We start from the raw sequence: 18596 nt of genomic DNA, 5'->3' as shown, positions 1-18596 counted from the left end.
AGTTAGCCTGAGGGTTCAAGCGTGACCAGAACCTCGGCGAGCTTCATGCGCTGAATCTTGCCCGAGGGGCCCTTGGGCAATTCGTCAATGATATGCACCACATCGGGCGCCTTGAATTTACCGACACGATCAACGCAGATTTGCCGCAACTCGGCCCCCGACAGCGCCGAGCCGTCGCGCAGGCGCACAGCCGCCTCGACCCTCTCGCCGTAACTCTTGCAGGGCCGTGCAAAGGCCGCCGCCTCGATCACGTCGCCATGGGTATAAAGCGCCTCGTCGATCTCGCGCGGGGCGATGTTTTCGCCGCCCTTGATGATCAACTCCTTGAGGCGACCGGTGACAAAGACATAGCCATCGCCATCGACCCGCCCCAGATCGCCGGTGCGCAGCCAGTCACCGGCAAATGCGGCTTGCGTCGCCTCGGGGTTCTTGAGGTATTCAAGCATGACATTGGGCCCGCGAATGGCGATTTCGCCTTCGACCTCGGGCGGGCAAGGCCGCAGGTCAGCGCCCAAAATGGCCACCTCATTGCCATAGGCCACACCGGGCGAGCCGATCTTGCGCACCATGGGCGGCAGCGGGTTAGACAGAATCTGCGCCGCCGTTTCCGTAAGCCCCATGGTCTCGATAATCGGCACGTCAAAGCGGGTCTCGAACGCGGTCTGCACATCCGGCGCAAGCGCCGATGAAGCAGAGCGCCCGAACCGCAAACGCCGTCTGGTGATCGGATCGGGATCACCGGGGGCGTGCAACAGGTGGCTGATGATGGTCGGCACGACCGAAAACCATGTCGCCCCGGATGCCCCGGCATCGGTCCAGAACTGACCGGCCGAAAACTTCGGTGACATCGCGATAGAGCCCCCCGAGACAAGCGCCCCCATGATCGACACGCACAACCCGTTGATGTGATAGATCGGCAAGACGCACAGGCCACGATCCTCGGGTTGCAAGCCATGGGCAATCGCCGTGGTCCAACCGCCCGCCAACAGGCTCGCATGGCTATGCACCACCCCCTTGGGCCGCCCCGTGGTGCCCGAGGTATACATCAAAAGCGCGTGGTCCTGCGGTGTGATATCGTGAAGCACGCTGGCCGCGCCCGGCGCCCCCTCTGCGGCAAAGCGGGTCATGCTCTCGGGCTTCGCGGCGGCGAATATCTCGGCGGCGCTTTCATGCACAAAGGCGGTGCATGCGTCGCTATGGTCAAGCGCATAGGCAATCGCGTCGCGCCCCGCGGCAAGGTTGATCATCGTGGCGCGAAAACCGCCATAAAGCGCGCCGTAAAAGGCGATGACCGCCGCACGCCCGTTGGGGTGCAGAATGGCAACGCTTTCGCCCTTGGCATGCCCCGCCACGGTCAGCTCTGAGGCAATATGTGCCGCCTCGGCGCGCAGCTCGGACCAGCGCAGGCTCGTGCCGTCTTCGGTGAAGATAAAGGCGATGTCATCCGTCGCCGCGCGATATTCAAGCCAATCGCGCACCGTGCCCTCTGGCGGCGTGTTCCGGTCCAGTTTCATTGTCCTGCGATGTCCCAATAAGCGGCGAAAATATCCTCGACCTTTGGTTCGCGGGCTGGGATCTCGCGGATGATCTTGGTGGTCTGCATGAAGTGTTTCCAATGCAGGTTGTCATCAATCGAATTGCCGCCCCAGCTTCCACAGCCCATCGACAGCGAAAACGGCATGCCGTTGTTAAAGGCCCCACCGGTGGCAAAACAATGCGCCTGATTGACGATCACGCGACAGGTGGGAATGGTAACCCCAAGCGCAATCGCGCGCGCCGCATCGGTCGAGTGAAGCCCGACAGAATGGCCTGCCCCCTGATGGGCCAGAATCCGCGCGGTGAGCGCGACCGCATCGTCAAAATCCCGCGCGCGGTACAATGCCGCCACCCGCGACAGCTTTTCCCCAGAGAGCGGATGATCGGGGCCGATGCCGGTGGTTTCGACCGCAAGGAATTTGGTATCGTCTGGCACCTCGCCCACCATATCAAGCGCGGCCAGCATCTTGTCGACGTCCTGCGCGATCACCGCGCGGTTTAGGTGGCCGTCAGGCCAGAGCCGGGCCACGATCTTCGCCTCGTCGCGCACATGTGCGCCGCCCACCTTGGCCAGCTCGTCCATGAAAGCGTCAAAGACCGCATCGACCACGACAATCGCATTTTCCGAACTGCATGAGGTCGCGTTATCAAAGGTTTTCGAGGCGGTAATTTTCTCGGCGGCGGCGCGCAGATCGGATGTTTCATCGACGATCACGGTGACATTTCCGGCCCCGACCGCAAGCGCTGGCGTGCCGGAGGTATAAGCGCGTTTGACGTTATTTTGCGATCCGGTCACAACGATCAGGTCGCTGATTTCCAACAGGCGCTGCGTCTTGTCCTTTGATCCCGGCGCCGGCACCATCTGGACCAGGTCGCGGTCTTCGCCGATCTTGTCGAACTCGGCGTGGATATAGCCCAACAGAACCTCGCAGGCGGGCACGCCCTTGGGCGAGGGCGAGAGCACGATGGCATTGCCGCATTTCAGCGCGTTGATGATATTGTTGGCCGGCGTCGCCGCCGGGTTGGTCGAGGGCACCACGGCGCCAATCACCCCCATCGGGCGGGCGATTGTTGTGATGCCTGTCTCGTCGTCCTCGCTGATGACGCCATAGGTTTTGGCCTGCGCGATGTCGCGCATCAGGCCAAGCGTCTTGCGATGGTTCTTGATAACCTTGTCCGCCACATTGCCAAGGCCGGTGGTTTCAACCGAAAGCTCGGCCAGATGGCGATTGCGCGCGGGCTCCATGATGGCCCAGGCGGCGGCCTGTGCGGCACGGTCATAACGGCCCTGCGAGCCGTTCGCCTCATAGGTCTTTTGGGCCTCGCGGGCGCGGGCAACGATGGCATCAACTTGGGCAATTGCGTCTGGGGCATTCATGGTCTTTTGTCCTTACTCGGGGGACCCCCACCCCAGAGCCGGGGGTGAGGGTCGGGTATGTTAGAGGCCTGCAAGCAGCTCTTTCAGGGTCGCCTCACGGTCGGCCCACATCTGCTTGACCTCATCGCGGGTCATCACCTTCATCGGCGATCCGCCTGCTTTCATCTTGCCGGCAACCCTGTCGCTTTCGAACATCGCAGGGATAGTCGCGGCCAGTTTCTCGATCACGCCTTCGGGCGTGCCCTTGGGCACCATGATGCCGCGATAGTTGACCGAGGCATTGTCGATGTCATAGCCCTGCTCTTTGAGTGTCGCCACATCGGGCAGGAAATCACTGCGCTCAAGGTCGAACACGCCAAGGATTTTGATATTGCCCGCCTGCTCGGCGCGGAACGCATCCGACAGGTTGTTGACCCCGCCCATGACCTCGCCTGCGATGACGGCCTTCATCGCCCCGGCGCCGCCCTTGTTGTTGGGGATATAGGCCATCTTGACGTCTGCGGCCTTTTCAAGCTGAAGCGCGGCGATGTGGTGACCCACAAATAGACCGGCCCCCGAAAACGTCAGCTTTCCGGGGTTTTCCTTGGCGAAGGCGACCACATCCTGCATCGAGTTGAAGTCGCTGTCGGCCCCGACCACAAAGACCGCCGGATCGGCGCCCCAGTTTGCAATCGGCTCAAAGCTGTCGGTGGAATATTGCACCCCGCCCTTGATTGATTGAGCGATGAAATGCGGCACGTTATAGGCGCCAAGCGTATAGCCATCGGCATCGGCCTGCGTCGCCAGCCAGTTCCAGCCGACACGCCCGCCGGCCCCCGGCTTGTTGATGATCGCGACCGGCATGCCAAGGGCATCCTCGTTGCCTGCGGTCATGGTGACGATACGCGCCTGAAAGTCGGTGGCCCCACCGGCGCCATAGCTGACCATCATCATGACCGGGCGCTCGGGATAGTTGGCATGATCGTCTGCGGATGCCGTGGTGGTCAGACCGAATAGGGCGATTGCGGCCCCTGCTAGCAGTTTTTTCATTGGTTTGGTTCCTCCCTGGAATGATGAGTTCTGCCGCTGTTGCGGGTCAGAAGAATATCTCTCGCGGTGTGTACACTTTCAGAAGTTTTGCGAAGAGACCGTACATAACGGCCAGGAAACAGGCCGTTATGAAAAGACGCTTGAGCCATGTTTTCACCTCGCGATGCGAGGCCGGATCATAAAGGCTCAGCAGGATGAAAAAGGCGATCGGGGTGGCGGTGTAAAACCCAAGCCCCTTGGCCGCCCAGAAAATATAGATCAGTGTCACGATCAGGCCAGGCGTCAGATTTGCCATCTGGCTTATCGAAATCCCATGGCCAACCTTGGTCCAGCCGAGACAGGCCTTGCCAAAGGTCCAGAGCGCCAGCACCACGAACACCGTCGCGATCAGCCGCGGAAACAGGAACGCCTCGGCGGGCTGTTGGGTATAGCTGATGTAGGCGACCGAAAGCCCGACAGCGGCAACAATGCCCGAACCGATAACATGCTGAAGGCGCGGCAAGGATGGGGTCATGCCATGATCTCCTCTTTGCTGGTATAGCGGCGCGTGCGCAGCTCCATATAGGCGGAATACAGGATCGACAGGATCACCACCGCGATCAGGAAGATGTTGAGCGGCCCGGCAAGGAAATAGGGCCCGAGACCATCCGAAGCGCGGGCGATCATCGAGCCTTGGATAAAGTTGGCCTCGGCAATCGGCCCGAGGATCAGCCCCAGCACAAGCGGCGCAGCGGAAAAGCCGAAGCGTTCAAGAAAATACATCATCACCCCAAGCGCGCCCATGACATAGACATCGCCCATGCTGGATTGCACCGAATAGCTTCCGAAGACCGCAAGCCCAAGCACCACAGCCGCCATCACCGATTGCGGCACCTGCGCCACCCGCGCCGCCATGCCCGCAACATAAAGCCCGAAGATGCACATCAGAATCTGACCGATCAGCATCGAATTGATGAAGGTCCAGGCCACATCGGGGTGGTTGTCAAACAGGTCCGAGCCCGGAAAAATCCCATGGATCAACAGCCCACCAAGCAAGACTGCGGCGGTCGGCGATCCGGGGATCGACAGGGTCAGGAGCGGCACAAGGCTCGGCCCGACCATGGCATTATTGGCGGCTTCGGCGGCGATTACGCCCTCGGGATGGCCTTTGCCGAATTTTTCGCGGTGCGGGCTGAACTTTTTGCTCTGATCATAGGCAACGAGGCCCGCAATCTGGCCGCCGACACCGGGAATAAGGCCGATCACCGACCCGGTGACCGTGCCGATGCCCATCGCGCGCTTGTTGCGAAACAGCTCTTTCATCGCATTCAGGATCGAGTGTTTTTGCACCTCGATCACCTCGGCCCCGTCATCGCGCCGCCCCTTGGCGAACATGGTGAGCACCTGCGGGATCGCGAACAACCCGATCAGCGCGGCGATGATGTTGATGCCGCCGCCAAGGGCCGGGTGAAAAATGAAGCGCTGCGCGCCCATGATGTCGTCAAAGCCGATGGTCGCCAACCAAAGCCCGATACAGCCCGAGAGCAACCCCTTGACCACCGAGCGGCTATCAAGCGAGCCGATCACCGTCACGCCGAGGATGGCCAGCCAAAAGAGGTGACTTGGCCCAAAGGCAAGCGCCCATTTCGCCAGCACCGGCGTCAGGAAGATCAGCAACAACACGCCCGACACGCCGCCAACCGCAGAGGCCAGAAAGCTAAGCTGAAGCGCCTTGGCCCCCTCGCCCTTTTGCGCCATCGTGTGCCCGTCAAGGGTGGTGGCGATATTGGCCGGCGCGCCCGGAATCTTGAGCAGGATCGCCGAAACCGCCCCGCCGGCAACGGTCGAGGTATAGGCCGCCCCCAGCAGAACAAGCCCCTGCGTCGCGTCAAGCTGAAAGGTGAAGGGGATCAAAAGCGCCACCGCCATGGTCGGCGACAGGCCGGGTGTCGCCCCAAGTATGAGCCCCCCGATGGTGCCAAGCATCAGCAGCCCGAAATTGATCGGCGTGAAGACGTCACCAAAATAATAGAGGAATTCCATCAAGGCCTCCCAACCCGTTTGGACAAGTGTTGACTTCTTAGGCTAGGGGATGAAAATAGTTTTGCAAACGTTTTCATAAAATTGTCAATCAGGCGCTTCAAATGGCTGATAAACAAAATCAAAATGCAGATATCGTCGCTGTTGCCAAGGCCGCGAAGGTGTCGATCTCGACCGTATCGCGTAGCTATAACCACCCTGAACTGGTTAACCCCGCGACTCGCAAAAAGATCGATGCCGCAGTGCGCAAGCTGGGGTATATCCGCAACCGCGCCGCCCAGACGATCCACGGTATTCGCAGCGGCACCATCGGGTTGGTGGTGCCGACGATTGACCATGCCATCTTTGCCGAGGTGGTTCAGGCCTTCTCGGACGCGGTCGAGCCCTACGGCTTTACGCTTCTGGTGGCCTCGCACGGCTATGACCTTGAGCGCGAATATGGCGTGTTGCGGAAATTTCTCGAACACCGGGTCGATGGGGTTGCCCTGATCGGGCTTGATCATTCGGCCGAAAGTTACAACCTGATCCAGCGTCAGGACATTCCCGCGATCTCGATCTGGAACTATGACAAGGCCTCGATCCTGCCCTGCATCGGTGCCGACAACCGACACGCCGGGGAATTGGCGGCGCGCCACCTTGTTGATCTCGGGCATCGTGATATCGGCATGATCTTTCCCCCGACGCCCGATAACGACCGCGCCCGCGACCGCCAGAAGGGCGCGATGTCGGTGCTCGCCACCCTGCCGCGGGCCACGCCGAAAGAGTGGATCGCCGAGACCCCCTATAGCATCTCGGACAGCAAAGAGGCGGTCACGCGCATCCTGAGCCAGAGCGTGCTGCCAACGGCGCTTTTGTGCGGCAACGATGTTCTGGCGGTCGGGGCGATCTATGCGGCGATGCGATGCGGCCTCAGGGTGCCGGACGATATTTCCATCATCGGGATCGGCGATTTCAAGGGCTCACGGGAGATGGAGCCGGGATTGACCACCGTCCGCCTGCCCGCCCGCACCATCGGCGAATTGGCCGGGCGCGAGCTTGCCCGGCTGGTGACCAAGGAAAGCACCGAAATTCAACGCAATAGCTGTGATATAGCCGTGGTCTCGCGCAACACCTGTCGCAGAGTGCACGGCGGTCAGGATTGAACGCGCCGCCAGCGATGCATGACATCGCCCCCCACGTCGCGCGTCTCGATCAGGTCAAAGCGCGCCGCCTCTTCGAGCCGCGCCAGCCCCATCGCGGCCACACCGGGCAGGCCCTCTGCCCCGATCGCAAGCCCGGCGGTAAAGCCGACCAATTCGTCCACAAGCCCCGCTGATAACAGCGAAGCAGCCAGCGATCCGCCGCCTTCGCAAAACACCCGCGTCAGGCCCTGCGCCCCGAGTTCGCGCAGAACCGAGGCCATATCCATTTGTCCCGCCCGCACGTCACAGGGCAGAAGCCGCGCCCCGATACCGCGCCAGGCCTCTGTCAGGGCCGCGTCGGTCTCGCGGCCGTGACACAGCCAGAGCGGCACATCGCTGGCGGTACGTGCCAGATTTGACATCAGCGGAAGGTCAAGACGGCGCGACACCACCACCCGCACCGGCTGGCGGCGCGCGCCCATGTCGCGCACGGTCAATGTCGGGTCATCGGCGCGCGCCGTACCGGCCCCCACCATCACCGCATCATGACGCGCCCGCAGGCCATGCACCGCGCGCCGTGCCGCCGGGCCGGTGATCCATTGGCTGTGTCCCGTGGCGGTGGCAATCCGCCCGTCAAACGAACTCGCAAGCTTGAGCGTGACCCAGGGCCGCCCAACCTCGTTGCGCAAAAGAAACCCGGCCAGATCGCGCCCCGCCTCTGACGCCATCACGCCGGTCGTGACCGTGATGCCCGCCGCGCGCAGCATCGCAAAACCGCGCCCCGAAACCCGCGCATCGTTGTCATCAAACGGCGCCACGACACGCGCGATGCCCGCAGTGATCAATGCCTCGGCGCAGGGCGGCGTTTGCCCGTGATGCGAACAGGGTTCAAGCGTGACATAGGCGGTCGCGCCGCGCGCCGCTGCGCCGGCCTGCGCAAGCGCGCGTGGCTCGGCATGCGGGCGTCCGCCCGGCGCGGTCCAGCCGCGCCCGACAATCCGGCCCTCGCGCACGATCACACAGCCAACGGCAGGGTTGGGAAAACACTGGCCTTGCCCCCGTCGGCCAAGCGACAGGGCCAAAGCCATAAAGCGCGCGTCAGACCCGCTCACGCGTCCGGTTTGGGATTGGTGGCCGCATCTTCGGGGCGCAACTCACTGACAAACTTGTCAAAATCATCCGCCGCTTGAAAGTTCTTATAGACGCTAGCAAAGCGCACATAGGCGACGGTATCAATCCGCGCCAGGCTTTCCATGACAATCTCACCCACGGTTTTCGAGGGGATATCGGTCTCGCCCATGCTCTCTAGCCGCCGCACGATGCCGCTTATCATCTGTTCGATGCGATCGGGCTCTATCGGGCGCTTCTGCAATGCGATCCGAATTGAACGTTCCAGCTTGTCACGGTCAAAATCTTCGCGACGACCATTGGTTTTCACCACCACCAAATCGCGCAGCTGCACGCGCTCATAGGTCGTGAAACGCCCCCCACAGGCCGGGCAAAACCGCCTGCGCCGGATCGAAACATGATCCTCGGCGGGGCGTGAATCTTTTACCTGGGTGTCAATATTTCCGCAAAACGGGCAGCGCATCGGCCGTCCCCCTTTTCTGTCCTTGCCTCTTTGATCATGGGTCTCATGCCCAAGTTATCCACAGTCACTATAGGACAGCCGCAAGGTTTTGGGTAGAGGGGAATTTGCACCGCTAGATAGGCCCTTGGTTGCCCCTGCTCCTGTCGCATTTCATAGTAGGATGTCGCCCTTGCACAGGACGGCAACATGGGAAATGCCCATGCTAGAGTCATCGTGATCCCCGAGAAGGCTTCGCCAATGACCGATCTTCCTTGCCCGCCCGACGACCTTGCCCAATGGCGCCAAACCGAACGGGCACGCCTGATCAACGCCCGGCAGAAAATTCCGGTCTCGGCGCGCCAGGCCGCCGATATCGAATTGGCGCAGCAACTTGATGCGCTGCTCGGTGACATATCCGGACGCATGATTTCGCTCTACTGGCCCTTTCGGGGCGAGCCGGACCTAAGGCACTGGGCCGCAGCCTGCCGTAAATCCGGGGCGAAAACCGCCCTGCCCGTCGTCGTGGCCAAGGCCACCCCGCTGATTTTCAGAGATTGGGACGCGACCACCAAGCTTGATAAAGGCGTCTGGAATATCCCGATCCCGCCCGCCGAAGCGGCCACCGTGACCCCCGACATCGTCCTGGCCCCGGTGGTGGGGCTGGATGCACAATTGTACAGACTGGGCTATGGCGGCGGCTTTTTCGACCGCACAATTGCGGCAATCCGGGCCACCGGCGCCAATCCGACAGTGATCGGCGTGGGCTATGACATGCAGCGGATGGAAACGATCCACCCGCATCGGTTTGATATACCGATGGATCACGCCCTGCTGGTTCCGGCCTGAGGGCGTTAGCCCGTCAGATACGCCATAACCTGCCGGTCATGCGGCGCATTGCGGTGCTCAAACACATAGATCCCCTGCCAGGTTCCAAGTTGCATCCGCCCGGAAATCACCGGAATCGACAGGCTGACCGGCATCATCGCCGCCTTGATATGGGCGGGCATGTCATCGGGGCCCTCATAGGTATGGGTGAGATAGGCCATCGACGGATCATTTGTCGGCGGCACCAGCCGGTGAAAGAAATTGCGCAAATCGGTCTGTACCTGCGCGTCGGCGTTTTCCTGAATCAGGAGGCTGGCAGAGGTGTGGCGAATGAACAGCGTCAGCAATCCTTCGCCGCGCACCCAACCCGCCAGCTGATCGGTGAAGTCATATAGGCCGGGGCCATGGGTCGGGATGTGAAATGTGTTGTGCATATCTTCAAGCTGCGCCAGTTTTTGATCAGGCTCAAGCGTGATCCTCGCTGGCCGCTTCGGCGTGGGTTGACACCCACCCTACGATTGCCTCGGATCAGCGGAAAATCCTGTCGCCCTGCTCGTCGATCACCTGTTTCGCCTTGCGCACCGAAAACGCCTCTGCATCCTCAATGTTCAGAATCGCATCGGCACGCAGCAGGTGATGCACCTTAACCTCGCCCGCGATCTCTTTCTCGATGCGCGCACCAACCCTGTAGCCGCCCTCGCCTGACTGCGGTTCGGGAAAGATGCGGAACCCTTTGTAGGTTTCCACCTTCGGCTCTGGCGTTGTGCCGCCACCGCCAAACAGTCGGGACAAAAGCGACATACGCCCCCCTATTGATCCAGGAATGAGCGAAGCTTGCGCGACCGGCTCGGATGCTTGAGCTTGCGCAGGGCCTTGGCCTCGATCTGACGGATACGTTCGCGGGTCACGCTGAATTGCTGGCCGACTTCCTCAAGGGTGTGATCGGTGTTCATGCCGATGCCAAAGCGCATCCGCAGCACCCGCTCTTCGCGCGGGGTGAGCGAGGACAGAACCCGCGTCGTGGTTTCCTTGAGGTTGTCCTGAATGGCGCTGTCGAGCGGCAGGATCACGTTCTTGTCTTCGATGAAGTCGCCAAGCTGGCTGTCTTCTTCATCGCCAATCGGGGTTTCAAGCGAAATCGGCTCCTTGGCGATCTTCATCACCTTGCGAACCTTTTCAAGCGGCATCTGAAGCTTTTCGGCAAGCTCTTCGGGCGTCGGCTCGCGGCCGATTTCATGCAGCATCTGACGGCCGGTGCGCACCAGCTTGTTGATCGTCTCGATCATATGCACCGGAATGCGGATGGTGCGCGCCTGATCGGCGATGCTGCGGGTGATCGCCTGACGGATCCACCATGTCGCATAGGTCGAGAATTTATAGCCACGGCGATATTCGAATTTGTCCACCGCCTTCATCAGGCCGATGTTGCCTTCCTGAATAAGATCAAGGAATTGCAGCCCGCGATTGGTGTATTTCTTGGCAATCGAGATCACCAGACGCAGGTTTGCCTCGACCATTTCCTTCTTGGCCTGACGCGCCTCTTTCTCGCCTTTCTGGACCTGATTCACGATGCGGCGGAATTCAGGGATATCAAGGCCGACATATTGCCCGACCTGCGCCATGTCCGAGCGCAGCTCAGCCACTTTTTCCGGCGAGCGTTCCATGAACATCTGCCAGCCACGGCCCGGCTTTTTCGCCATGTCGTCGATCCAGTTCGGATCAAGCTCGCGACCACGATAGGCCTCGACAAATTCGCTGCGGTTGATGCGCGCCTGATCGGCGAGCTTCACCATTGCGCTGTCGATCTGCATGATCCGCCGGTTGATGCCGTAAAGCTGATCAATCAGCGCCTCGATCCGGTTGTTATGCAGGTGAAGCTCGTTCACCAGCTCGACAATCTCGGAGCGCAGCGTCTGATAGGTCATCTCCTGCCCCTTGCTGAACGATCCATCCTCGTTCAGCGTGGCCGAAATCCGGCTGTCCTGCATTTCCGACAGCTTGACATAATCATCCGCAATCCGGTCCAGCGTCTCAAGCACGCGCGGCTTGAGGGCGGCTTCCATCGCCGCCAGGCTCATGTTGGCCGCCTCGTCTTCGTCGTCGTCATCGTCACTGGCAATCGGGTTGCCATCGGCATCGACTTCGGGCTGCTCCGCTGCAGGCGCGGCGGCGGTCGGCGCGCTTGTCACATTGGCGGCTTCCACGACGGGTTCGCTGCCTTCTTCATCGCCAAGCTGAGTACCGAATGTCGCATCCAGGTCGATCACATCGCGCAACAGAATGTCTTCGCCCAAGAGTTCGTCGCGCCAGATGGTGATCGCCTGAAAGGTCAGCGGGCTTTCACACAGGCCCGCGATCATCGTGTTGCGCCCGGCCTCGATCCGCTTGGCGATCGCGATCTCGCCCTCGCGGCTCAGAAGTTCGACACTGCCCATCTCGCGCAGGTACATGCGCACCGGATCGTCGGTGCGATCCAGCTTTTCCTCTTTGCCAGAGCCAAGCGTGATTTCGCCGCGCTTGCCCACTTCGGCGAGGGCGGTTGTGCGCTCTTCGTCTTCCGCCTCTTCCGCCTCGATGATGTTGATGCCCATTTCGCTGAGCATCGACATCACATCTTCGATCTGTTCCGAAGAAACCTGATCGGGGGGCAGAACCTCGTTCAGCTGGTCATAGGTGATAAAGCCCTTTTCCCGCGCCTCGGCGATCATTTTCTTGACCGCGGCCTGGCTCATGTCGAGCGAGACTTCGGTTTCAGAATCGTCGGGCTTTTGATCCTCGGCATCCTTGGCGGCCATGAAAGACTCCTGATCTATGAACGGGGCGGGTGATTCGCTGTTACCGAATCATTAGCGCGATAAAGTGATTCGCACACCCGTTTACCCTGATTTCTTTACCGCTTCCTCACCAAAATTGATCAACGTCCCGGTTTGGAAAAAGTTATCTTGCCAAGCAGCTCGTCAAACTGCTCTTTCTCGTCTCGTTTGATCCGCGCGCCATTTTCGCCCAGATCGTATTCGGCGCGGTCTTCCTGTTCGCTGCGCACGGCGCGATTGCGCGCCTCTGCCGCCTGTCCAAGGCGCCATGTCATCGCCTCATCGGCCAGCCCACTCATGTCTTCGCTGGCCTCTGACACCTCGGCGCTCAGCCCGCGCTGCGCCTCCAGCTTGGCCAGTTCTTCGGCCAGCGTCATATGCGCGATCCCGGCCTCACCGGGGTGACGCACAGGCGGAGCAATCGCAACGTGGGGCAGTGCCATCAGCTTTTCAAGGGGCTCGGGGCCAAGATCGGCCTCAATCTGCGCCGTGAGGGTCTCAGGCCCCGACGCACCGTGACGCAGGAGAAGGTCGCGCAGCCGGGCATGGGTCGGATCAAGGCATTCCATCCGCTCAAGCCTTGGCTCGAACGCCTCAGTCACCGACGGGCAGACAATCAGCGTGGCCAGAATGACCGCCTCGCGCATGTGGGTTTCGGCGTGATCGCCTGAGGCCACAAGAAGCGAGGATTTGGTGCTGGCGCGCGCCGTCGGCGGCGGGGGCCATTTGCCCGCCTTGAAGCGCGGCGCATTCGGCGCACTGCGGCGCGGGTTGAACAATTGCCAGCGCAGATCCTTGATCGCCTGACCATAATGCCCCCGGATCGACGGATCACGGATCAGTTTGATCTTTTCGCGCAACACCTTGTCAAAGGCCGCCTTGCGCTCGGGGCTGTCGAAATCGCGCCCATCGGTTTCGCGCTGCCACAGGACCTGCACCATCGGCAGGGCCTTGTCCAAAAGCGCCTGCACCGCCCCCGGCCCCTCGGCGCGCAACAGGTCATCGGGGTCTTTGCCCTCGGGCATCAGCGCAAAGCGCAGCGATTTCCCGGCCTCAAGCAGCGGCAGCGCCAGATCAATCACCCGATAGGCGGCGTTCAGCCCCGCCTTGTCGCCATCAAGCGCGATGATCGGCTCGGGTGCGATCCGCCAGAGCATCTGAAGCTGATGCTCGGTCACCGCCGTGCCAAGCGGCGCCACCGCCGCGCCAAACCCCGCCGCGACAAGCGCGATCACATCCATATAGCCCTCGGCCACGATCAGCGGCTGGCCCTTGCCGGCCGCCTCGCGCGCGGGGCCGTGATTGTAAAGCGAATGGGATTTGTCAAACAGCTCGGTCTGCGGCGAATTGAGGTATTTGGCGTTGTCATTGGGGTCCATCGCGCGCCCGCCAAAGGCAATGCAGCGCCCGCGCGCATCACGGATCGGAAACATGATCCGGTTGCGAAAGGTATCGTAGGGCTTGCCACCCTTCTGGCTGGCCTTGGCCAGACCGCAGGCCAAGATCATCTCTTCGCTGACGCCCTTGCCGATCAGATGATCCCATAGCCCCTGCCAGGCATCGGGTGCAAAGCCGATTTCAAAGCGCGCCTGTGTGTCCGCGCTCAGCTTGCGCCCGTCAAGATAATCACGCGCCGCCGCCCCGGCGCCGGTGCGCAGTTGCAGGGCGAAAAACCTGACCGCAAGATCCATCACCGCGACCAATTCTGTGCGCCGGTCGGCCTTGGCCTGGGCCTGGGGGTCGCGCTCGGGCATCTGCATCCCGGCCTCTGCGGCGAGAATTTTCACCGCCTCGATGAAATCGACATTCTCGCTTTCGCGCACAAAGGAGATCGCATCGCCCTTGGCGTGACAGCCGAAGCAATAGTAAAACCCCTTGCGGTCATCGACGTGAAACGAGGCGGATTTTTCCTGATGAAACGGGCATGGCGCCCACATGTCGCCCTTGCCCTGATTGGACTTGCGCGTATCCCACATGACCTTGCGACCGACCACCTGACTAAGCGAGATGCGGCTTTGCAATTCTTCGAGAAATCCGGGTGGCAGGCTCATACACTATATATCGGGCGCATGCGCGTCACTGTCCAGTGGCCACAGTAGATTTCGCTGGGGATAAGATCGCGCGCCGCGCTATTGCGCAAGGCAGGCCGCGACATAAGCCTCGGCCACGCCATCATCAAGCTGCTCCTCGGGCAGGGAATAGACCCAATCGACCAACGGCTGAACGGCGCCCTGATACCGCTCCATGTCGCCGGTATAACCGGCGCTGATCGTCTTGATCGCCTCGGGCGCGGCGGTGCCCGCAACGCGCGCGTCGATACCGGCCTGAACAATTGCGCCAGAGGTGTCGCAGATCGAGGTCTCGGCCTGCGCGGCCATCGGCAGGGCAAGCAGGCTGGTGATCAGGGCAAGTCGGCGCATGGGAAACCTCGTAAGCAAATTGTGGGTTCCGCCCAACCTAATATGTTCGCGCGGCAATGTAAGGGGGCGGTCATGCGGAAAATTCCCCCAAGGCGCCTATTTCTGAGCCACAACCCGGCCCATGGCGATTTTCACCTCATGCACAAGCGTCGCCGCCATCGAGCGAAACACCATGATCTGATAGGCTTCATCGCCAAGCCGGGTGATCGAGGCGGCCATATGCGCACAGTCGCTGCGCGCCGTGTGGCCGCGCCTGAACTGCGCGGGGCGCAGATCGAGCGGCGTAAGCCGGGCCAGCACATCGCGCGCGCCCGCCCCCTCAAGGCGCAGAACCGCCCAGCCATCCGACTGATCGCTAAGCGCGGCGAATTCTGCAAGCCCGGCCTCCGGTTCGGGCCCGATCAGCAAGATCATCCGTTGCCCGAACCAGAGCGCGCGCGCACCACTTTTCCCGGTCATCCGCCCGGTCCCCGGCGCGGCCATACCATGGGCAGATTTCAGAGCATCCGAAAGCGCCTGATCCTGGCCGATGTAGGGCGCGATCGCGGTCATATGCTCTGGCGTATCTTCCGTCAGGGATAGCGGCCCGACGCGCAGTGGCACACGCCCCGCACAGGGGGTTTGGGATTTCAGATCAACCACGCAAGCGCCCTCCGTCCGGATCAAACTGCACCGGCTCAATCACCTCGCAGAGCGTATCCGAGCCGCGCAGATGATCGACCATGCGCACCCTCTCGCCCATCCGCGCGCGTCCGGCCTTTAGAAATCCAAGGCCGATGACATGGCCAAGCGTCGGCGAATAGCACGCCGAGGTAACATAGCCCTGATCATGGTCACGTGTCGCCGGATCGCCCGCGTTGAACAAATGCGCGCCTGCCAGTATCTCTTTGACCGCTCCCACGGGTTTCAGCGCCACAAGCTGTTCGCGGGCCTCATCCACAAGACCGGGGCGCGCGGCGGCGGCCTTGCCAATGCAATCCTTCTTGGCGCTGATCATCCGCTGCATGCCAATGTCAAAGGCGGTGGTGCGCCCGTGAATTTCCGCATGGGTGATAAAGCCCTTCTCGATGCGCAACACATTGAGCGCCTCCATCCCGTAAGCGCCCCCCTCCATCGCCTCGGCCCGGCTCACCAGCTCGGTGAAAAGAGCGGCACCATAGCGGGCCGGCACGGCGATCTCATAGGCATGCTCGCCCGAAAACGAAATCCGAAACAGCCGCGCACTAATGCCGCCAATGTGTACAGTGCCACAGGCCATATAGGGAAAACGCGCGTCATCAACCGGCGCATCCAGCAAGCCATTCAAAAGCGCGCGCGATTTCGGCCCGGCCACAGCAAACTGCGCCCAGGTTTCGGTGACCGAGGCAAGCCGCACGTCAAGATCAGGGCGCAGGGCCTGATGCACGAATTCCAGATGCCGCATCACCTGCCCCGCCGCCGCCGTTGTGGTGGTGATCAGATAGTGGTTCTCTGCGAGCCGCGCAGAGGTGCCGTCATCCATCACATGCCCGTCTTCTCGCAGCATGAGACCATAACGCACCCGCCCGACCGCCAGCGTCGACATCATGCTGGTATAGACGAAATCCAGAAACGCGCCCGCATCCGGCCCCTGAATGTCAATCTTGCCAAGGGTCGAGACATCGCAAACTCCGACCGCATGGCGCACCATATTGACCTCGCGGTCGCACGATTGGCGCCAATGGGTTTCACCCGGTCGCGAGAAATAGCTTGGCCGATACCAAAGCCCCGCCTCGATCATCGGCGCGCCCCGTTGCTCTGTCTCGGCGTGCGATGTGGTGTGGCGCTCGGGGGCAAATCCCTTGCCGCTTGCGCCTGCCCCCATGGCCGCAATCGGCACCGGCACATAGGGCGGGCGAAAGGTTGTCGTCCCGGTCTCGGGAATGCCGCGCCCTGTTGCATCGGCCAGCACCGCAAGCGCGGCCACGTTGGAATTCTTGCCTTGGTCGGGGGCCATGCCTTGGGTCGTGTAACGCTTCATATGCTCGACCGAGCGAAAGTTTTCGAGCGCTGCCTGTTCCACATCCTTGACCGTGACGTCATTCTGAAAATCAAGCCAGGCCCGCCCGCGCCCCGGCACCTGCCAGAGCGGAAAGATGTCATAGGGCGCATCCTCGGCCATCGGCACGGCAAGATCACCCGTCTTGAACCCAAGGTCACGCGCGACCTCTTGCCCGGCGCGCAGCCCCGCAGCCAGACAGGCGCGGGTCGAAAACTCCCCCGCGGCGGCCCCGGCGGCCACCATCCCCGGCACGGCCCCATCGGGCGGCAAAAACGCCAGCAGGTCGGCGTTCCAAACAGGTCGCGCAGTCATGTGACAGGCCAGATGCATGCTTGGGTTCCAGCCGCCAGAGACGGCCAGGCAATCGGCCCTGATCCGCACTTCGCCCCTGGCCGAGCGGATGGTGACCGATTCAAGCGCGCGCCGCCCCTGCGTGCCGCAGACCTCGGCGCCGGGATAAAACGGCAGGTCGAGGTCGCATGTCGCGTAATGGCGAGAATCCACTAGCGCGGCCACATGCACCCCCGCCTCAAGCAGATCGGCGGCGGTGCGATGGGCGCTGTCATTATTGCCAAAAACCACCACGCTCCCCCCCGGCGCCACGCCCCAGCGGTTGACATAGGCGCGCACCGCCCCCGCCATCATCACGCCGGGGCGGTCGTTATTGGCGAATGCTATCGGACGCTCAAGCGCGCCCGCCGCCAGCACTGTGCGCCGCGCCACGAGCCGCCAGAAGGTGCCAACCGTCGCGCCGGGGCGGCGCGCCATCGCGTAAGGGCGTGTCTCAAGCGCAGCATATGTGCCCTGATCATAGGCGCCGGTAATGGCCGTGCGCGTCATCACCCGAACGTTTGGCATCGCGGCAAGCTCTGCCACCATCTCCTTGGCCCAGATGGCGCCAGCCACACCATCAACCTCGATCGTCTCGGCCAAAAGCCGCCCGCCGGGCGTTGTATCCTCATCCGCCAGAATGACATCGGCCCCGGCCTTGGCGGCACCGAGGGCGGCCATAAGTCCGGTCGGCCCCGCGCCGATCACGAGAAGATCGCAATGCGCAAACGCCCGCTCATAGCGATCCTCGTCCGGCGCGCCCGACAGCGCCCCCAGGCCAGCCGCCCGCCGGATGATCGGCTCATAAACCCGCTCCCAAAAGCGGCGCGGCCACATGAAGGTCTTGTAATAAAACCCGGCCCCAAGGAAAGGCGCCGCCAGATCGTTGAGCGCCAGCAGATCATACCCGAGCGTCGGCCAGCGGTTCTGACTGCGGGCCCAAAGCCCCTCTCGCACCTCGACCGTGGTGGCACGCAGATTGGGCTCCTGCGCGGCGCCAAGGCCGATGGTGACAAGGGCGTTCGGCTCTTCGCTGCCAGCCGTCATCACACCGCGCGGACGGTGATACTTGAACGACCGCCCCACCATGCGCACGCCATTCGCCAAAAGCGCCGAGGCGAGCGTGTCGCCCTCATACCCCTGATAGCGCGCGCCATCGAAGGTGAAACTGACCGGGGTCCCGCGCTCGATCAACCCCTTGCCCTCAATCCTCATCGCCCGCCCCCGGCGCGCGCCGCCTCGCTTGCCAGCGTCGCGCCCAACACCTCATGCGTGATCGTATTGCGCGTCACCACAATCCAGGCGGCACAGCCCTGTTCATGATACCAAAGATCGCGCGTCACCCCGGCCGGATTGTCACGATTGTGCAAATAATCGTCCCACGCCTCCGGCATGGCCTCTGCGCCGGGCCGCTCCAAGGCCACGGCGGCCCCGCTATAGGTGAACTCACGCCGATCACGCTCGCCGCAAACCGGACAGGTAAGCCTCATCGCACCCGCTCTTTCATCTTTCCATAAATACTCATTCTTGCGTCC

Annotated in this window: 17 protein-coding genes; 2 read left to right on the top strand and 15 right to left on the bottom strand. The window is 62.0% G+C overall.

Annotation, left to right across the window (positions count from 1 at the left end; translation table 11 throughout):
• Positions 1-2: 2 nt before the first annotated feature.
• Genes BMZ91_RS03295 through BMZ91_RS03275 form a run of 5 tightly spaced genes read right to left on the bottom strand, consistent with a single transcriptional unit; the run spans position 3 to position 5965 of the window.
• Complete coding sequence (locus BMZ91_RS03295; RefSeq protein WP_092834278.1) at positions 3-1514, bottom strand: class I adenylate-forming enzyme family protein; 1512 nt, start codon at positions 1512-1514, stop codon at positions 3-5.
• Complete coding sequence (gene sauS, locus BMZ91_RS03290; RefSeq protein WP_092834276.1) at positions 1511-2914, bottom strand: acylating sulfoacetaldehyde dehydrogenase; 1404 nt, start codon at positions 2912-2914, stop codon at positions 1511-1513. The genes BMZ91_RS03295 and sauS overlap by 4 nt, the downstream gene beginning before the upstream one ends.
• 60 nt (positions 2915-2974) lie before the next feature.
• On the bottom strand, positions 2975-3943 hold the full coding sequence (locus tag BMZ91_RS03285) for a Bug family tripartite tricarboxylate transporter substrate binding protein (protein ID WP_092834274.1): 969 nt from the start codon (positions 3941-3943) through the stop codon (positions 2975-2977).
• A 46-nt stretch (positions 3944-3989) separates the two neighbouring features.
• The gene (locus tag BMZ91_RS03280) at positions 3990-4457 is read right to left on the bottom strand and encodes a tripartite tricarboxylate transporter TctB family protein (RefSeq protein ID WP_092834272.1); all 468 of its coding nucleotides are present in this window, start codon (positions 4455-4457) and stop codon (positions 3990-3992) included.
• Positions 4454-5965 (bottom strand): tripartite tricarboxylate transporter permease, encoded by a 1512-nt coding sequence (locus tag BMZ91_RS03275; RefSeq protein WP_092834270.1) that lies wholly within the window; start codon positions 5963-5965, stop codon positions 4454-4456. The genes BMZ91_RS03280 and BMZ91_RS03275 overlap by 4 nt, the downstream gene beginning before the upstream one ends.
• A gap of 101 nt (positions 5966-6066) precedes the next feature.
• On the opposite strand from BMZ91_RS03275, the gene BMZ91_RS03270 reads away from it, so the two are divergent.
• Positions 6067-7104, top strand: a complete 1038-nt coding sequence (locus BMZ91_RS03270; RefSeq protein ID WP_092834268.1) for a LacI family DNA-binding transcriptional regulator — start codon at positions 6067-6069, stop codon at positions 7102-7104.
• Here BMZ91_RS03270 and ribD read toward each other — a convergent pair.
• Positions 7095-8171, bottom strand: a complete 1077-nt coding sequence (gene ribD, locus BMZ91_RS03265; RefSeq protein ID WP_092835093.1) for a bifunctional diaminohydroxyphosphoribosylaminopyrimidine deaminase/5-amino-6-(5-phosphoribosylamino)uracil reductase RibD — start codon at positions 8169-8171, stop codon at positions 7095-7097. The two genes, BMZ91_RS03270 and ribD, sit on opposite strands and share 10 nt — an antisense overlap.
• A gap of 20 nt (positions 8172-8191) precedes the next feature.
• Positions 8192-8674, bottom strand: a complete 483-nt coding sequence (gene nrdR / locus BMZ91_RS03260) for a transcriptional regulator NrdR (RefSeq protein WP_092834266.1) — start codon at positions 8672-8674, stop codon at positions 8192-8194.
• Positions 8675-8911: 237 nt separating this feature from the next.
• On the opposite strand from nrdR, the gene BMZ91_RS03255 reads away from it, so the two are divergent.
• A complete protein-coding gene (locus tag BMZ91_RS03255) occupies positions 8912-9499 on the top strand; it encodes a 5-formyltetrahydrofolate cyclo-ligase (RefSeq protein WP_092834263.1) in 588 nt (195 codons plus the stop codon).
• Between the two features lie 5 nt (positions 9500-9504).
• On the opposite strand, the gene BMZ91_RS03250 is transcribed toward BMZ91_RS03255, so the two are convergent.
• The 8 genes from BMZ91_RS03250 to BMZ91_RS03215 form a co-directional block, all read right to left on the bottom strand.
• The gene (locus BMZ91_RS03250; protein WP_092834261.1) at positions 9505-9912 is read right to left on the bottom strand and encodes a secondary thiamine-phosphate synthase enzyme YjbQ; all 408 of its coding nucleotides are present in this window, start codon (positions 9910-9912) and stop codon (positions 9505-9507) included.
• 94 nt (positions 9913-10006) lie between these two features.
• Positions 10007-10279 carry an HlyU family transcriptional regulator gene (locus BMZ91_RS03245; RefSeq protein ID WP_092834259.1) on the bottom strand — a complete coding sequence of 91 codons (273 nt, stop codon included), beginning with the start codon at positions 10277-10279 and terminating at the stop codon, positions 10007-10009.
• An 8-nt stretch (positions 10280-10287) separates the two neighbouring features.
• Entirely contained in the window at positions 10288-12273 is a 1986-nt protein-coding gene (gene rpoD / locus BMZ91_RS03240) for an RNA polymerase sigma factor RpoD (protein ID WP_092834257.1), read from the bottom strand.
• Between the two features lie 119 nt (positions 12274-12392).
• Positions 12393-14342 (bottom strand): DNA primase, encoded by a 1950-nt coding sequence (gene dnaG / locus BMZ91_RS03235; RefSeq protein WP_092834255.1) that lies wholly within the window; start codon positions 14340-14342, stop codon positions 12393-12395.
• Positions 14343-14420: 78 nt separating this feature from the next.
• A complete protein-coding gene (locus BMZ91_RS03230) occupies positions 14421-14711 on the bottom strand; it encodes a hypothetical protein (RefSeq protein WP_092834254.1) in 291 nt (96 codons plus the stop codon).
• A gap of 96 nt (positions 14712-14807) precedes the next feature.
• Positions 14808-15353 carry a sarcosine oxidase subunit gamma gene (locus tag BMZ91_RS03225; RefSeq protein ID WP_092834252.1) on the bottom strand — a complete coding sequence of 182 codons (546 nt, stop codon included), beginning with the start codon at positions 15351-15353 and terminating at the stop codon, positions 14808-14810.
• Positions 15346-18276, bottom strand: a complete 2931-nt coding sequence (locus BMZ91_RS03220; RefSeq protein ID WP_092834250.1) for a sarcosine oxidase subunit alpha family protein — start codon at positions 18274-18276, stop codon at positions 15346-15348. The genes BMZ91_RS03225 and BMZ91_RS03220 overlap by 8 nt, the downstream gene beginning before the upstream one ends.
• Positions 18273-18551: a sarcosine oxidase subunit delta gene (locus BMZ91_RS03215; RefSeq protein ID WP_092834248.1), complete on the bottom strand. Its 279-nt coding sequence runs from the start codon at positions 18549-18551 to the stop codon at positions 18273-18275. Before BMZ91_RS03215 ends, BMZ91_RS03220 begins: the two co-directional genes overlap by 4 nt.
• Positions 18552-18596: the final 45 nt, after the last annotated feature.

Origin of the sequence: Roseovarius lutimaris, from assembly GCF_900115165.1 — a bacterium.
In the GTDB taxonomy this organism is placed as follows: Bacteria; Pseudomonadota; Alphaproteobacteria; order Rhodobacterales; family Rhodobacteraceae; genus Roseovarius; species Roseovarius lutimaris.
This window is presented reverse-complemented; position numbering and strand designations above follow the sequence as displayed.

Coding starts and splice junctions, on each gene's coding strand:
- BMZ91_RS03220 (WP_092834250.1), bottom strand. CDS start 18,276: ATGAGGATTGAGGGCAAGGGGTTGATCGAGCGCGGGACCCCGGTCAGT.
- BMZ91_RS03275 (WP_092834270.1), bottom strand. CDS start 5,965: ATGGAATTCCTCTATTATTTTGGTGACGTCTTCACGCCGATCAATTTC.
- BMZ91_RS03255 (WP_092834263.1), top strand. CDS start 8,912: ATGACCGATCTTCCTTGCCCGCCCGACGACCTTGCCCAATGGCGCCAA.
- BMZ91_RS03285 (WP_092834274.1), bottom strand. CDS start 3,943: ATGAAAAAACTGCTAGCAGGGGCCGCAATCGCCCTATTCGGTCTGACC.
- nrdR (WP_092834266.1), bottom strand. CDS start 8,674: ATGCGCTGCCCGTTTTGCGGAAATATTGACACCCAGGTAAAAGATTCA.
- BMZ91_RS03250 (WP_092834261.1), bottom strand. CDS start 9,912: ATGCACAACACATTTCACATCCCGACCCATGGCCCCGGCCTATATGAC.
- dnaG (WP_092834255.1), bottom strand. CDS start 14,342: ATGAGCCTGCCACCCGGATTTCTCGAAGAATTGCAAAGCCGCATCTCG.
- BMZ91_RS03215 (WP_092834248.1), bottom strand. CDS start 18,551: ATGAGGCTTACCTGTCCGGTTTGCGGCGAGCGTGATCGGCGTGAGTTC.
- sauS (WP_092834276.1), bottom strand. CDS start 2,914: ATGAATGCCCCAGACGCAATTGCCCAAGTTGATGCCATCGTTGCCCGC.
- BMZ91_RS03245 (WP_092834259.1), bottom strand. CDS start 10,279: ATGTCGCTTTTGTCCCGACTGTTTGGCGGTGGCGGCACAACGCCAGAG.
- ribD (WP_092835093.1), bottom strand. CDS start 8,171: ATGGCTTTGGCCCTGTCGCTTGGCCGACGGGGGCAAGGCCAGTGTTTT.
- BMZ91_RS03280 (WP_092834272.1), bottom strand. CDS start 4,457: ATGACCCCATCCTTGCCGCGCCTTCAGCATGTTATCGGTTCGGGCATT.
- BMZ91_RS03295 (WP_092834278.1), bottom strand. CDS start 1,514: ATGAAACTGGACCGGAACACGCCGCCAGAGGGCACGGTGCGCGATTGG.
- BMZ91_RS03270 (WP_092834268.1), top strand. CDS start 6,067: ATGGCTGATAAACAAAATCAAAATGCAGATATCGTCGCTGTTGCCAAG.
- rpoD (WP_092834257.1), bottom strand. CDS start 12,273: ATGGCCGCCAAGGATGCCGAGGATCAAAAGCCCGACGATTCTGAAACC.
- BMZ91_RS03230 (WP_092834254.1), bottom strand. CDS start 14,711: ATGCGCCGACTTGCCCTGATCACCAGCCTGCTTGCCCTGCCGATGGCC.